This window comes from Actinomadura sp. WMMB 499 (assembly GCF_008824145.1).
In the GTDB taxonomy this organism is placed as follows: domain Bacteria; phylum Actinomycetota; class Actinomycetes; order Streptosporangiales; family Streptosporangiaceae; genus Spirillospora.
In genome coordinates, this window is the sequence record NZ_CP044407.1 from 85,457 (window position 1) to 99,243 (window position 13,787).

Consider the following 13,787-nt stretch of genomic DNA (forward strand, 5'->3'; position numbering starts at 1 on the left):
TGTGATCATGAGGCGCTCGACAGTCCCCCGTGGAAGGGCTCCCGCATGTCCACCGACCTGTACGGCGCGCGCGTCCTGGACGTCGCCCCCGGCGCGGCCCGCGCCCGCTTCCGGATCTTCGTCGTGTACTACGACGTCGCCTGCCGGGACCACGCGCCGCTGCCCGACGGCGACGTCGGCTTCTTCTTCCGCCTGCTGTGGGAGGCCGCGCACGACCGGCCGATCACCGAATGGCACGCGCTCCAGGCCGTCCCCCTGGACGACTTCCTCGAACCGGAGTGGGTGAATGCCAACGCCCACCGGTACGTCACGCGCGTCGAACGCGTCGCCGTCCGCAACCACCCGGTCGGCGACGACGCATGGGACGGCCTGCACGACTTCCACTACGAGCACGACGGCGGCTGGGCGGGCGAGGAACTGCTCGTCCAGGCCGACTACGACGTCCACGTCACCGACCCGCGCTGGCTGGACTCGCTCGAGGCCGGATACTCCTGGGGCACGACCAGCTACGTCACCGAGGCCGACCACGTGACCGAGGCCGACGCCCCCGCGATCGTCGACCTGCGCGCGGCGGCGCGCGTCCTGGACCCGTTCCCCGGCACGGGGACGGACGAGGCCACGCCCTCCGACGTCGCGTTCTCCGGTGACGGGACGTACCTCGCCGTCACCAGCGAGGCGTGCGAACTCGTCGTGTACCGCACCCGCGACTGGAGCGAGCACACCCGCCTCCCCCACGAAAGCCGGTTCCCCTGGGGCCAGGACATCGAGTGGGTGCCGGGCGGGCACCTGCTGACCAAACGCCCGCCGGAGCCCTCCGACGAGCCGCCGGCGCGAGCCTACGACGTCGACGCCGGCGCCCTGGTCGCCCTGCCGGGCACGCACGTGCCCGGCCCGCCCGGCGACGAGGGCGACACGGTCGTCCGGCCGGACGGCGGGTACACCGCCGGGAGCCACTCCCCCGAGCCGGGCGCCGCCGAGAGCCTCGCCCTCCGGCGGGCCGGGGACGACCGCCCGCTCATGCTCTGCCGCCCGAAGGGGCACCACTACGTCTCGCGCCTCGCCTGGTCCCCGGACGGCCGCGTCCTGGCCGCGTCGCTCATCGAGAGTCGGCACGGGCACGGCGGGACGGTCGGCCTCTACGAACCGGGCGCGCCGGTCACCGCGCCCGAGGCCGCGGAGCCGTCCGACGAGGAGCTCCGGGCGCGCCTCGACCGGAGCCGCCACCCCGAGGACGTCCTGTTGCTCACCGGCATGCTCGCCGACCGCACGGACGACCCTGCCCGCAAGGCCGGGATCTGGCGCCGCACCGCGAAGGAGCTGGCCGGCTGGGCCACCCCGCCGCCCGCGGCCGCCGAGGCGTACCGCGCGCGATCGAGCACGGGACCGGAGCGGGCGCGGTGGCCGACGGCGTCTCCCTGTCGCGCCTGCTGTACGGCCGTGGCGACCTCGATGGCGCCGTGGCGGCGGCGCGCGACGCCCACCGCCGCGCCGCGGACCTTCCGGGAGACGATCGGACCCGCAAGCTGCGATTCGCGGCGGCCGTCCGGCTGGCTGACATGACCCGGACCCGGGGCCGCGCCGGCGATCTCGACGAGGCGGAGGCCGCCTACCGGGCCTGCCTGGACCTGCGGCCGGACGACCCGTGGCCGCTGCTGGGCCTGGGCTGGGTGGCCGTCGAGCGGGAGGACCACGTGGCCGCGAGCCCGTACCTGCTGCGGGCCGTCGACGCCGGCGACGTGAAGACCGAGGGCTACGCCGCCATGCTTCTCGGCGCCCCGGCCAAGGCCGCGCGGGACCTCGGCGAGGCGCTGCGCTGGTACGAGCGCGCGTTCACCGCCGACGACCGGCACGCGCCGCTGGCGATGGGCCACCTGGGGGAACTGCACTACTGGCTGGGCGAGCGGGCCGGCGCCCGCCACTGGTACGAGCGGATGCTGGAGGTCACCGACCTGCCCGAGCTGGTCGCCGAGGCGTGCTGCCGGCTCGGCGAGATGGCCGCCGCGGACGGCGACGCCGCGCGGGCCGCGAAGCACCTCGAGCGGGCCGCCGGGACGGGCGATCCGGCGTTCGCCGGCCGGGCCCGCGAACTCCTCGGCCAATTGCCCCGGAACTGACCGGTTCGGGGCGAACTTCCGGGGAACCGACGGCATCGAACCGGTGGAGGGCGGGCAATGGCGGTCGCCCACCCTCCGGAGATCACTTCTGGACAGCCGACGACGGGAACTGGATACTCACGAACATGGACGGTGGGCCCTCATACCCGGTGCGGGCGTCCGACGGCGAGCGCGACCGGGTGCTGCGCGTTCTCGGTGACCGGGTGGCCGAGGGCCGCATCTCCCACGAGACGTTCGAGCGGCGCGTCGACCTGGTCCTGCAGGCCCGCAGCCGCGCCGAGCTGGACGAGATCGTCCACGACCTGCCGCCGCCCGGCCGGGTGGTCGGCCGGCTGACCGGGCTGGTGTCCTCGTTCTCGCAGGCGACCGCGCGCATCGAGGCGGCGTGGCGGGCGCCGCGGCTCCCCCGGTTCGCGCTGCCGGCGACCGGCCCTTCCCGCATCGTGGTGGGGCGCGCCCCCGCCTGCCAGTTCGTGCTGAGCGACCTGACCGTCTCGCGCTTCCACGCCGAGATCTACCGGGCGGACGGCACCTGGATGATCTCCGATCTGGGCTCGATGAACGGCACCCGGGTGAACGGGTGGCGGCTGACCGGCCCGGCGCGGGTGCGACCGGGCGACGAGGTCGGCTTCGGCGACTCCAGCTTCATCGTCACCGCCCCCTGACCTCCGGTCGCGCCGCGGGCCGTCGCCGCCGGTGGGCGGCTCGACCGGCACGTGCCCCCGGGTTGCGCATGCGGCGGCGGTCGACCGGTTCCCGGCGGGCCGGCCACGGGATGCGCTTCCATTGTGGGGCCGACTCACGGGGGTGAGTGGAGGCGCGATCCGGATCCGGTAGATTCGACGCTTTGGCCGGCTCCCGGCGAGCGGGCGCCTTGACGAAGTAAGGTTCGGCCGGTTCCGGTGGAGGCCGGGCGCGACGACGAGGAGGACAAGCCGTGCAGATCGGGTTCGCCGTACCGGTGGCGGGGGCATGGTCGACCCCGGCCAACCAGGTGCTGATCGCGCAGCGCGCCGAGGAGCTCGGCTACGACTCCCTGTGGACGCTGCAGCGCGTGGTCAACCCGGCCGGTTCGGCGGACCAGACCTACCGCAACGTCCCCGACCCGCTGGTCACGCTGGCCTACCTCGCCGGGTACACCGCCCGGGTACGGCTCGGCGTCGCCGTGGTCAACCTGCCGTTCTACTCCCCCGCCCTGCTCGCCAAGCAGGCGATCACGCTCGACCACGTCACCGGCGGGCGCCTGGACCTCGGCCTCGGGCTCGGCTGGATGCCGGAGGAGTTCGCCGCCGTCGGCGCGCCCATGGAACGCCGCGGCGCCCGCGCCGAGGAGTTCCTCGCGGCGCTGCGCGCGTTCTGGACGGGCGAGGCCGGGGAGGTCAGCGAGTACCGCGGCGAGTTCTACGACATCCCGCCGGTCACGATGGACCCGCGGCCGCTGCAGGACCCCGAGCCCCCGATCCTGCTGGGCGGCTCCTCCGAGCCCGCGCTGCGCCGCGCCGGGCGGCTCGCCGCCGGCTGGGTCAGCTCCAGCCGCGCCCGGCTGACCGACATCGGACGTTCGATCGACGTCGTCCGCGAGGCGGCGGAGAAGGCCGGGCGGGACGCCGCCGCGCTGCGGTTCGTCTGCCGCGGCGCGGTGCGGATCCGCGAGGAGGGCGACGACGCCTCCGACATCGGCGCGGGCGCCGACCGGCGACCGCTGACCGGCACCTACGACCAGATCGCCGGCGACTTCGACGCGCTCGCCGAGCAGGGCGTCACCGAGCTGTTCCTCGACCTGAACTTCGACCCGCGGCTCACCGGCCCCGACGCCGACCCGTGGGACTCGATGTACATCGCCCGGGAGGCGCTCGAGGCGCTCGCCCCGCGCTGACCGCACCCGGTCGTCGGGTCAGTCCCCGGGGTCGGCCGCCGGGCCGTCGGGGCGCGGCGGCCGTCCCTCCCACGGGGTGCTGAGGACGACGGTGGTGCGGGTGGCGACGTTGGCCGCCGCCCGGATCCGCTGCAGCAGGTCCTCCAGCTCGTTGGGCGAGCCGACGCGCACCTTCAGGATGTAGCTCTCGTCCCCGGCCACCGAGTGGCACGCCTCGATCGCGGTGAGGTGCGCGAGCCGCTCGGGCGCGTCGTCGGGCGCCGACGGGTCGATCGGCTTGATCGACACGAACGCGGTCAGCGGCAGCCCGATCCGCGCGTGGTCGAGCCGGGCGGTGAACCCCTGCACGATGCCGCGCTTCTGCAGCCGCCGCACGCGCTGGTGCACCGCCGACACCGACAGGCCCGTCTCCTTGGCCAGGTCGGTGAAGCTCATCCGCCCGTCGTCGGCCAGCAGCGCCAGGATCTGGCGATCGATCTCCTCCACGAGGGGAATCTAGCGTGCCCGGCGGCCCCGCCGGGCCGCCGCGGATCACAGATCGGCGCCGGATGGCGCCGATCGGCGCGCCGGCGGGCCCCGGTGCGGGCCCGGCCGGGCCACGCGGTCAGCGGCGCCCGGAGCGCAGCGCCCCGCAGGACCCGCGGACGACCAGTTCGGTCGGCAGCCGCACCGGCCCGCCCCGGCCGCGCCGCGCGGGCTCACGCAGCAGCAGCTCGCAGGCGCGGTACCCGATGTCGCGGCCGGGCCGCGCGACGGCGGTCAGCGGCGGGTCGCACAGTTCCGCCCACGGGACGTCGTCGACCATCGCGATCGACACGTCGGCGGGCACCCGCAGGTCCAGCTCCCGCGCGACCAGCACCGCCGCCTCGCCGAGCAGGTGCTCGGCGGCGACCACGGCGGTGACGTCGGCGCGGCGCTGCAACAGCCCCGCGGCGGCGGCGTAGGCGGCGTCGCGGGCCGGGCGGGCGGCCACGACCAGGTCCGGCTCGGCGGGGACGCCCAGCCGGTCGAGTGTGTCGCGGAACGCCCGCTCCCGCTCCCCGGGCTCGCCGCCGTGGGCGGCGGCGCCGAGGAACGCGATCCGCCGGTGCCCGAGCCCGACAAGGTACTCGACCAGCGACCGGACGCCGCCCGCGTCGTCGGCGAGCACGGTGGGGATCTCGGTGAGCCCGGGCAGCACGCGGTCGGCGAACACGACGCTCGAGCACACCTGGGCGGCGGCGCGCCAGTCGGCGGTCTCCCCCGCCGGGCGCGCGATGATCCCGTCGACGCGCTGCTCGACGAACCGGTCGACGATCTCGGCCTCGCGCTCGGGATCGCCGTGCGCGGCGTCCACGATCACGTGCCCGCCGAGCGTCCGCGCGCACGCCAGGACGCCGGCGGCCAGCTCGGCGCAGAACGGGTCGGTGACGTCCGGGACGATCAGCCCGATGCCGCCGGAGCGCCGCAGCTTCAGCCCGCGGCCGAGCGCGCTCGGCCGGTAGTCCAGCTCGCGGGCGGCGGCCAGCACGCGCTCGCGGGTGGCCTCGGCGACCGCGCCCGCCCCGGAGAACACGCGCGACACCGTGGCGATGCCGACGCCCGCGGCGGCGGCCACGTCCTTGATGGTCGCCGATCGCCGGTCCGCCATCGGCCGTCCTTCCTCGGGGTGGTTTCCGATCATCTTCTCATAACAGACTCTCCCCTGGAAACGGTTCCATACTGTTTACTCCACTCAACTCAGCAAAAGCCCTGTTCGGCAGGGTGATACGGAAACGTTTCCACAAGGAACGCGAGGGGATCCGATGGCCAAGATCACGCTGGACCAGGTCGACAAGGTGTACTCGGGCGGCGTCAAGGCCGTGGACGGCCTGAACCTGGAGATCGGCGACGGCGAGTTCATGGTGCTGGTGGGCCCGTCCGGCTGCGGCAAGTCGACCGCGCTGCGGATGATCGCCGGGCTGGAGGAGATCAGCGGCGGGAAGATCTCCATCGGCGAGCAGGTCGTCAACGACCTCGCCCCCAAGGACCGCGACATCGCCATGGTCTTCCAGAACTACGCGCTCTACCCGCACATGACCGTCGAGCAGAACCTGGCGTTCGGCCTGAAGCTGCGCGGCACCCCCAAGGCGGAGATCAAGCAGAAGGTGCTCGATGCCGCCAAGATGCTCGGCCTCGAGTCGTACCTGTCCCGCAAGCCCGCCGCCCTGTCGGGCGGCCAGCGGCAGCGCGTCGCGATGGGCCGCGCGATCGTCCGGCAGCCGCAGGCGTTCCTGATGGACGAGCCGCTGTCGAACCTCGACGCCAAGCTGCGCGTGTCGATGCGCGCCTCGCTCAGCCAGCTGCACGAGCGGCTCGGCGTCACCACCGTCTACGTCACCCACGACCAGATCGAGGCGATGACGCTCGGCACCCGCGTGTGCGTGCTGCGCGACGGCGTCCTCCAGCAGGTCGACACCCCGCAGCGGCTGTTCGAGAACCCGGTGAACCTGTTCGTCGCCGGGTTCATCGGCTCGCCCGCGATGAACTTCGTCACCGCCGACCTGGCCCGGGGGGACGGCGGCGCGCAGGTGTCGTTCGCCGGCTACACGCTCCAGGTGCCGGACTCGACGCTGGATGCCAAGCCCGCCCTGCGCGACTACCTGGGCAAGCAGATCGTCCTCGGCATCCGCCCGTCCGACTTCGAGGACGCCGCGCACGCCAAGCCCGAGTGGGCGCCGATCTCGGTGCGCAGCAGCGTCACCGAGGAGCTCGGCAGCGAGATCAACGTCATCTTCACCATCGACGCGCCGCCGGTCGAGCACAAGGACACCGCCGACCTCGCGCGCGACGAGTCCGAAGGCGAAGAGGACATGGCGATCCCGCTCGCCGAGAACAAGGCGCTGTGGACGGCCCGCGTGAACTCCCGCTCGCAGGTGCGGCCCGGGCAGCACGTCGACCTGGCCGTCGACACCGCCCGCCTGCACTTCTTCGACCCCGCCAGCGGCCTGGCCATCGGCCACCCCGACCGCACGGCGGGCGTGACCGTCACCAAGACCGACGACTGACGGCCGACCCCGGACGAACGGTGCCCGCGCCCCGGACGTGGCGCGGGCACCGTTTCCGGTCGCCGCGGCTACACCGCGGCGGTCAGGTCCTGCTCACTTCACCCAGCTCACTTCGCCCTGCTCATTTCACGGAGCCCGCGAGCACGCCCTGCACGAAGTACCGCTGGAACGCGAAGAACACCACCAGCGGGACGATCAGCGACAGGAACGCCCCCGGCGCCAGGATGTCGATGTTCCCGGTGAACTGCCGCATCTGCGACTGCAGCCACTTGGTCATGGGCTGCGCCTGCGTGTCGGCGAACACCAGCGACACGAGCAGGTCGTTCCACACCCACAGGAACTGGAAGATCCCGAGCGACGCGATCGCCGGGCCGCCCAGCGGGAAGATCACCCGCCGGAAGATCGTCCACTCCGAGCCGCCGTCCATCCGCGCCGCCTCGAGCAGGTCCCGCGGGATCGCCGCGAAGAAGTTGCGCAGCAGGAAGATCGCGAACGGCAGCCCGAACGCCACGTGGAACAGCACCACGCCGCTGATCGAGCCGAACATCTGGAAGCCGCCGAACTCGATGACTCCGTACAGCTTCGCCACCGGAATCAGCGCGACCTGCACCGGCACCACCAGCAACGCGACCACCAGCAGGAACAGCCAGTCCCGGCCGGGGAACTCCAGCCACGCGAACGCGTACCCCGCGAGCGCCGCGATCACCACCACCAGCACCGTGGCCGGGACGGTGATCAGCATCGTGTTCCAGAACGAGTCGACGAAGTCGTCCCGCGCCAGCAGCGAGGAGTAGGCGTCGAACGTCAGCTGGGACGGCGCGGTGAACACGTTCCACCAGCCGTCGGCGTTGTTGTCCTCGGTGGAGCGCAGCGACGCGACGAGCAGCCCGAGCGTCGGCACCAGCCAGAACATCGCGATCAGCACCAGCAGCGCCTGCGCCGCCCCGCCGCCGATCCTCCCGACGAGGCGGGCCGCGACGCCGCGGCGCGGCGCGCCCGACGCGCCGCCGGCGGGCGCGCCCTCCGCCGTGCCGGGCGCGGCCTCCTTCCCGGCACCGGCCTCGCCGGCGGCCGTCCGGTCCGCGGCGGCCCCGTCCGTGGCGGGCTTCTCCTGCGGAGGGGTCTCGTCCGCGGTGCTCATTTCCGCTCCTGCCGCATTCGCCGGATGTTGAACAGCATGGCGGGCAGCACCAGCACGAACAGCAGCACGGCGATCGCGCTGCCGGCGCCCTGGTCGTTGCCGCCGCCGAACGACTCGGTCCACATCTCCAGCGCCAGCACGCTGGCGTTCGGGTCGCCGCCGCCGATGATGTAGACGAGGTCGAAGACCTTCAGCACGTTGATGGTGAGCGTCACCAGCACCACCATCAGCACCGGCGCCAGCAGCGGGATCGTCACCCGCCGGAAGACCTGCCACTCGGTCGCTCCGTCGACCCGGGCCGCCTCGAGCGCGTCCCGCGGGATGGCGGCGAGCCCGGCGGCGATCAGCACCATCGCGAACCCGGCCCACACCCACAGGTACGACCCGATGATCGCCGGGGTGATGAGGGTGCCGCCGAGCCATTCGGCGCCGCGGTAGGACTCGGTGAAGTTGCCCTGCGGCAGGCGGACGGTGACCTGGCCGGACCCGACGTCCTCCAGCGTGAACGTCCCGTCCGGCCGGGTGGTCGCGGTAGCCACCACCTCCCCGCCGCGGACCGCCTCGACCCGGACGCCCGGCAGCCCGCTCTCGCCCTGGTTCGGCCGGTTGAGCGCGCCGCCCCCGCCGCGGGTGAAGTCGAACCACACCGCGCCGGTGATCTCGCCCGCCCCGGCGCCCGGCGGTGCCGCCGCGGGCTCGGCCGTCTCCGGCAGGTACTCCGGCTTGACCTTCACCAGCGGCAGGACCGCGGTCTGCCCGGCCGACACCGGCCGCGCGGTGACGACGGCGCCGCCGTCCTCGCGCACCGGCTGGTCACCGGCGGTGCGGGGGCCCGCGCCGGGGTAGGTCCGGTCGGTGCTGAACATGTCGTGCACGGCGACCATCGCGGCGTTGGCGACGCCCTTGTCGGGGTCCTGCTGGTACACCAGCCGGAAGATCACGCCGGAGGCGAGGAACGAGATCGCCATGGGCATGAACACCACGAGCTTGAACACCGTCGCCCACCGGATCCGCTCGGTGAGGACGGCGAACACCAGGCCGACGATGGTGACGACCGTCGGCGCCACCACGACCCACACCGCGGTGTTGCGCACCGCGACGAGGTTGTCGTGCCCCTGGAAGACCTCGGTGTAGTTGTCCAGCGCGACGAACGAGTCGCCCGAGGCGTCGAAGAGGCTGCGGATCACCGAGTAGACGATCGGGTACACGACGAGGAAGCCGAGCAGCAGCAGCGCCGGCAGCAGGAACAGCAAGGCCAGCCACGACGGCGGCGTCAGCCGCTCGCGTCCCCCGCGGCGGGGCGGCGCGGGGGACGCCGCCGTGGCCGCCGCCGAGCCGGCCGCCGTGCCCGCCGTCCCGGTACCGCCGTCATCGGCGGCGGCGCCGCCGGCCGTGGCGGCCGGCGGCGTCCCGTCCTTCGGATCCTTCATCGGGGTCCCTTACTTCCCGTACGCCTCGGCGGCCGCGGCCTCCAGCTTCTCCTGCGTCCCCTCGACGTCGGTCGGGTTCTGCACGAACTGCCGCAGCGCCTCCCACATGCCGTCGCCGGGCGTCGCGCCGAACGCCGCCGGCGTCAGGTCGGACATGTCGTAGCGGGCGGCGTCGCCGGCGGCCTGCAGCTGCTGGATGAGCTGCTTGGCGATGGGGTCGGAGTAGGCGTCCGGCGGCACGTTCTTGTTCGGGGTGAGGTAGCCGCCGAGCCCGGCCCAGGTCTTCCCGGCCTCGGGCGAGGCGAGGAACTTCATCAGTTCCTGGGTGCCCTTCTCCTCGGTCAGCGCGACGGCGACGTCGCCGCCGAGGATCGCCGGGGCCGTGTCACCGGCCTGCGGGAACGCGAACACCTTGGCGTCCGTCCCGACCTCCGCCTCGGTGGTGGTGATGTTCGCGGCGGCGAAGTCGCCGCCGTACACCATCGCCCCCTTCTGCTGGCCGAAGACCTGCGTGACCGACTCGTCGAACTTGGTCTTGGTCGCGGTGGCGACGCCGCCGTTGAGGAAGTCGGGCTTGCCCCAGATCTTCGCGAGCGTCTCCAGCGCGTCGGCGACGGTCTGGTCGGTCCACTTGAGCTCGTGCTCGGCGAGCTTGTCGTAGTTCTCCGGCCCGGCCTGCGACAGGTACACGTTCTCGAACCAGTCGGTGAGGGTCCAGGAGTCCTGCGGCCCGGCGGCCAGCGTGAACGGGGTGGTGCCGGAGTTCAGCAGGGTCGTGGACGCCTGCGCCAGGTCGTCGAACGTCTTGGGCGGCTGGACGCCCGCGGTGGAGAACGCCTCCGGCGAGTACCAGATGATCGACTTGTAGGCCGCCTTGATCATCACGCCGTAGGCCTTGCCGTCACTGGAGCCGAGCTCCTTCCAGTACGGCTCGAAGTTCTTCTCGACCTCCGCGGTGACGTCGGCGCCGAGCGGCTTGAGGCTGCCGTCCTTCGCGTACTGCCGCATCAGGCCGGGCTGCGGCAGGATCGCCACGTCCGGGGGGTTGCCGCCCGACAGCCGGGGCCCGAGGTAGGCGTCGGTGTTCTCGCCGGTGGAGGCGTATTCGACGGTCGCGCCGCTCTGCTGCTGGAACGCGTCCAGGACCTTGCGGAAGTTCTCCTCCTCCGGGCCGGTCCACTTGGCCGCCACCTCGATCGTGACGCCCTTCAGCGGGCCGTTCGCGGCGCCGTCGCCGTCCTCGCCGCCGTCGTCGCCGCCGCACGCCGCGGCGGAGGACACCAGCATCCCCGCCGCGACGGCCGCGCCGAACGCCCGGCGGCCGAACCATGAGACCCTCATCCCTCATCCTTCCTGAGCGAACCGGCCCCGCCGTCTGCTCCCCAGATCGACGCTCCGGACTCGATATCGAAGAAGTGCAGGCGGCCGGTGTCGACGCGGATCGTCACCGGGTCGCCCGCCTTCACGCGGGTGCGGGGGCTGAACCGGGCGACCAGCTCGGTGCGCTCCGCGCGCCCGCCGCCCGGCTCGTCTGCTCCCGCGTCGCGGGCGAGTTCCTTGGTGTCCTCGGTGACCACCGGCGCCGCCTCGACCGCGAAGTGGACGAGCACGTCCGAGCCCATGGCCTCCACCAGGTCGGCGACGGCCTCCAGCCGCGACCCCTCGGGGGCCTCGGCGAGCTCGGCGTCCTCCATGTCCTCGGGGCGGACGCCGACCACGACGTCGCGCCCCAGGTAGGACGCCAGCGCGGGCCGCTCGGTCAGCACCCCGCGCGGCAGCGTCAGCGTCCGGGCGCCGATCTCCAGGCGCGGGTTCTCCGCGTCCCCGGTGAGGGCGCCCTTGAGCAGGTTCATGGCCGGTGAGCCGATGAAACCGGCGACGAACAGGTTCGCCGGCCGGTCGTAGAGCTCCTGGGGCGGCGCGACCTGCTGCAGCTCGCCCTTCTTCATGACCGCGACCCGGTCCCCGAGCGTCATCGCCTCGGTCTGGTCGTGGGTCACGTAGATCGTGGTGACGCCGAGGTCGCGCTGCAGGCGCGCGATCTCGGCGCGCATCTGGACGCGGAGCTTGGCGTCGAGGTTCGACAGCGGCTCGTCCATCAGGAACGCCTGCGGCTCCCGGACGATCGCGCGGCCCATCGCGACGCGCTGCCGCTGGCCGCCCGACAGGTTGCGGGGCTTGCGGCCCAGGTGGTCGGTGAGGCCGAGGGTCTCGGCGGCCCGGTCGACCTTCTCGCGGATCTCGGCCTTCGGCACCTTGCGCAGCGACAGGCCGAACCCGATGTTGTCGCGGACCGACAGGTGCGGGTACAGGGCGTAGCTCTGGAACACCATCGCGACGTCGCGGTCCCGGGCGGGCACCCGGTTGACGACCCGCCCGCCGATGGTGACCTCGCCCTCGGAGATGTCCTCGAGGCCGGCGACCATCCGCAGCGCGGTCGTCTTGCCGCAGCCGGAGGGGCCGACCAGGACGAGGAACTCCCCGTCGGCGATGTGGAGGTTCAGATCGGTCACGGCCCGCGTGCCGTCGGGATAGACCTTCCCGACGCTGGTCAGGTCGACCTCTGCCACGGCGTCTCCTCTTCTTCCGGCACGGGATCCTCCGGCGCGTCGCGGGCAGGGCACGGCCGTGCCCGCGACACGGGAGAAACGGTCCCTACCCCGCGTAACTTGCAACAAGGTGGTACAGGGCGGAACGCTCCCACCGCAATACGTGTTGTGCCGTGGAACACATTTGGTGCAGAGATCGTTATCGTCGCGATCCCGGCCGTTGACGGACCTGCCGCGCGCCGCATTTCGGCCGTCCGAATTGCGGGAAGGGCGGGGCGTAAACGCCCCGCCCTTCCCGGTGTCCCGACCGGAACATCCTTGAATCGGATAGCTCCTGATCAGGAGCTATTTCTCAGTCGACGATCATCAGACCGCGCTCGGTGACGTTCATCGGCTCGTACCCGTCGTCGGTGCACACGACGATGTCCTCGATGCGGGCGCCGTGCGGGCCCGGGTAGATGCCCGGCTCGATCGAGAACGCCATCCCGGGCTCCAGCGGCTCGGTGTTGCCCGCCACGATGTACGGCTCCTCGTGCGACTCCAGGCCGATGCCGTGCCCGGTGCGGTGGAAGAAGTGCTCCCCGTGCCCGGCGGCGGCGATGAGGTCGCGGCCCGCCGCGTCCACCGACTCCGGCGTCGCCCCGGGCCGGACGGCCTCGCACGACGCGCGCTGCGCCGCCTCCAGGACCGCGTAGTAGGCGCGGTACTCCGCGGGCGGCTCCCCGACGCAGTAGTTGCGGGTGGAGTCCGAGCAGTAGCCGCTCGGCATCGTCCCGCCGATGTCGACCACGACCGGCTCGCCGGGACGGATCTCCCGCTCCGACAGTTCGGCGTGCGGGTTCGCCCCGTTCGGGCCCGCCCCGACGATGACGAAGTCGACCTTCTCGTGGCCCTCGGCGATGATGGCGTCCGCGATGTCGCGGCCCACCTCGCGCTCGGTCCGCCCGGGCCGCAGGAAATCCGGCACCCGGCGGTGCACCCGGTCGATCGCCGCGCCCGCCTCGCGCAGCGCCGCGACCTCGGCCGGGCTCTTGCGCATCCGCAGCTCCCGCAGCACCGCGCCCGCGGCGACCTGCTCGGCGCCCGGCAGCGCCGCCCGGAACCGCAGCGCCATGACCGCCCACATCCGGTCGGCGACCCCGACCTTGGCGACGTCGCGCGGCAGCCGGGCCGCGGCCAGCGCGAACGGGTCGTCGGTCTCGTCCCAGGGCACGAACTCCACGCCGAGGGCACCGGCGGGCGACTCCCGCGCGGCGGGCAGCTCCAGCCGCGGGACCATCATGAACGCGTCACCGGACGCGGGCACCACCAGGCACGTGAGCCGTTCGAGCGGCAGCGCGTCGTAGCCGGTGACGTACCGCAGGTCGGGGCCCGGGGTCAGCAGCACCGCCCCCAGCCCGGCCTCCGCCGTCGCCTCCCGCACGCGTCCGAGCCGCTCGCGCGGATACAACTCCGTCGTCACATCCGTCTCCATCTTCGCGGGTCGCGGCGTCCGCGGCGGCCGGCGGCGGCCGTCCCCGGCGCGCCCTCCGGCGATGCGCGATCGCCGCTTCCTCCTCCCCTGTGACCTGGTCCTGTTACATTCTGCATGTGCTCCGACACAGGATGATCCGCCTCGGATACGCCACCAGCATCGCAAGAACCGGCGGAC

The 13,787-nt window shown here is 73.2% G+C and carries 12 protein-coding genes; 5 read left to right on the forward strand and 7 right to left on the reverse strand.

The features are described 5' to 3' along the window. The first annotated feature begins 45 nt into the window (after positions 1-45). The 4 genes from F7P10_RS00440 to F7P10_RS00455 all read left to right on the forward strand — a co-directional run bounded on the left by F7P10_RS00440 (position 46) and on the right by F7P10_RS00455 (position 3,990). Complete coding sequence (locus F7P10_RS00440) at positions 46-1,560, forward strand: hypothetical protein (protein ID WP_151007549.1); 1,515 nt, start codon at positions 46-48, stop codon at positions 1,558-1,560. Continuing rightward, on the forward strand, positions 1,557-2,114 hold the full coding sequence (locus F7P10_RS00445; protein WP_151007550.1) for a M48 family metallopeptidase: 558 nt from the start codon (positions 1,557-1,559) through the stop codon (positions 2,112-2,114). Before F7P10_RS00440 ends, F7P10_RS00445 begins: the two co-directional genes overlap by 4 nt. 125 nt (positions 2,115-2,239) lie before the next feature. Further along, positions 2,240-2,779 (forward strand): DUF1707 and FHA domain-containing protein, encoded by a 540-nt coding sequence (locus F7P10_RS00450; RefSeq protein ID WP_151007551.1) that lies wholly within the window; start codon positions 2,240-2,242, stop codon positions 2,777-2,779. A 272-nt stretch (positions 2,780-3,051) separates the two neighbouring features. After that, complete coding sequence (locus tag F7P10_RS00455) at positions 3,052-3,990, forward strand: TIGR03619 family F420-dependent LLM class oxidoreductase (RefSeq protein ID WP_151007552.1); 939 nt, start codon at positions 3,052-3,054, stop codon at positions 3,988-3,990. 18 nt (positions 3,991-4,008) lie between these two features. On the opposite strand, the gene F7P10_RS00460 is transcribed toward F7P10_RS00455, so the two are convergent. Together F7P10_RS00460 and F7P10_RS00465 are read right to left on the reverse strand one after the other, a co-directional pair. Then, the gene (locus F7P10_RS00460) at positions 4,009-4,476 is read right to left on the reverse strand and encodes an Lrp/AsnC family transcriptional regulator (protein ID WP_151007553.1); all 468 of its coding nucleotides are present in this window, start codon (positions 4,474-4,476) and stop codon (positions 4,009-4,011) included. A gap of 118 nt (positions 4,477-4,594) precedes the next feature. Then, the gene (locus F7P10_RS00465) at positions 4,595-5,620 is read right to left on the reverse strand and encodes a LacI family DNA-binding transcriptional regulator (RefSeq protein WP_151007554.1); all 1,026 of its coding nucleotides are present in this window, start codon (positions 5,618-5,620) and stop codon (positions 4,595-4,597) included. 154 nt (positions 5,621-5,774) lie between these two features. Between F7P10_RS00465 and F7P10_RS00470 the strand changes: the two genes are divergently transcribed. Further along, on the forward strand, positions 5,775-7,016 hold the full coding sequence (locus tag F7P10_RS00470; RefSeq protein ID WP_151007555.1) for an ABC transporter ATP-binding protein: 1,242 nt from the start codon (positions 5,775-5,777) through the stop codon (positions 7,014-7,016). A 121-nt stretch (positions 7,017-7,137) separates the two neighbouring features. Here the strand turns inward: F7P10_RS00470 and F7P10_RS00475 are convergent, their stop codons facing one another. The 5 genes from F7P10_RS00475 to F7P10_RS00495 form a co-directional block, all read right to left on the reverse strand. Further along, positions 7,138-8,157 (reverse strand): carbohydrate ABC transporter permease, encoded by a 1,020-nt coding sequence (locus F7P10_RS00475; protein WP_151007556.1) that lies wholly within the window; start codon positions 8,155-8,157, stop codon positions 7,138-7,140. Then, positions 8,154-9,587, reverse strand: coding sequence for a carbohydrate ABC transporter permease (locus F7P10_RS00480; protein WP_151007557.1), 1,434 nt, complete (start codon positions 9,585-9,587; stop codon positions 8,154-8,156). The genes F7P10_RS00475 and F7P10_RS00480 overlap by 4 nt, the downstream gene beginning before the upstream one ends. Positions 9,588-9,596: 9 nt before the next feature. Further along, entirely contained in the window at positions 9,597-10,928 is a 1,332-nt protein-coding gene (locus tag F7P10_RS00485; RefSeq protein ID WP_151007558.1) for an ABC transporter substrate-binding protein, read from the reverse strand. Beyond that, positions 10,925-12,157 carry an ABC transporter ATP-binding protein gene (locus F7P10_RS00490; RefSeq protein ID WP_151007559.1) on the reverse strand — a complete coding sequence of 411 codons (1,233 nt, stop codon included), beginning with the start codon at positions 12,155-12,157 and terminating at the stop codon, positions 10,925-10,927. The genes F7P10_RS00485 and F7P10_RS00490 overlap by 4 nt, the downstream gene beginning before the upstream one ends. Before the next feature lie 331 nt (positions 12,158-12,488). After that, positions 12,489-13,598, reverse strand: a complete 1,110-nt coding sequence (locus tag F7P10_RS00495; RefSeq protein ID WP_254716322.1) for a Xaa-Pro peptidase family protein — start codon at positions 13,596-13,598, stop codon at positions 12,489-12,491. Between the last annotated feature and the right edge of the window lie 189 nt (positions 13,599-13,787).

What these genes read in the sequence shown, in the direction of transcription:
- F7P10_RS00440 (WP_151007549.1), top strand. Translation starts at nt 46, where the DNA reads ATGTCCACCGACCTGTACGGCGCGCGCGTCCTGGACGTCGCCCCCGGC.
- F7P10_RS00445 (WP_151007550.1), top strand. Translation starts at nt 1,557, where the DNA reads ATGACCCGGACCCGGGGCCGCGCCGGCGATCTCGACGAGGCGGAGGCC.
- F7P10_RS00450 (WP_151007551.1), top strand. Translation starts at nt 2,240, where the DNA reads ATGGACGGTGGGCCCTCATACCCGGTGCGGGCGTCCGACGGCGAGCGC.
- F7P10_RS00465 (WP_151007554.1), bottom strand. Translation starts at nt 5,620, where the DNA reads ATGGCGGACCGGCGATCGGCGACCATCAAGGACGTGGCCGCCGCCGCG.
- F7P10_RS00470 (WP_151007555.1), top strand. Translation starts at nt 5,775, where the DNA reads ATGGCCAAGATCACGCTGGACCAGGTCGACAAGGTGTACTCGGGCGGC.
- F7P10_RS00475 (WP_151007556.1), bottom strand. Translation starts at nt 8,157, where the DNA reads ATGAGCACCGCGGACGAGACCCCTCCGCAGGAGAAGCCCGCCACGGAC.
- F7P10_RS00480 (WP_151007557.1), bottom strand. Translation starts at nt 9,587, where the DNA reads ATGAAGGATCCGAAGGACGGGACGCCGCCGGCCGCCACGGCCGGCGGC.
- F7P10_RS00485 (WP_151007558.1), bottom strand. Translation starts at nt 10,928, where the DNA reads ATGAGGGTCTCATGGTTCGGCCGCCGGGCGTTCGGCGCGGCCGTCGCG.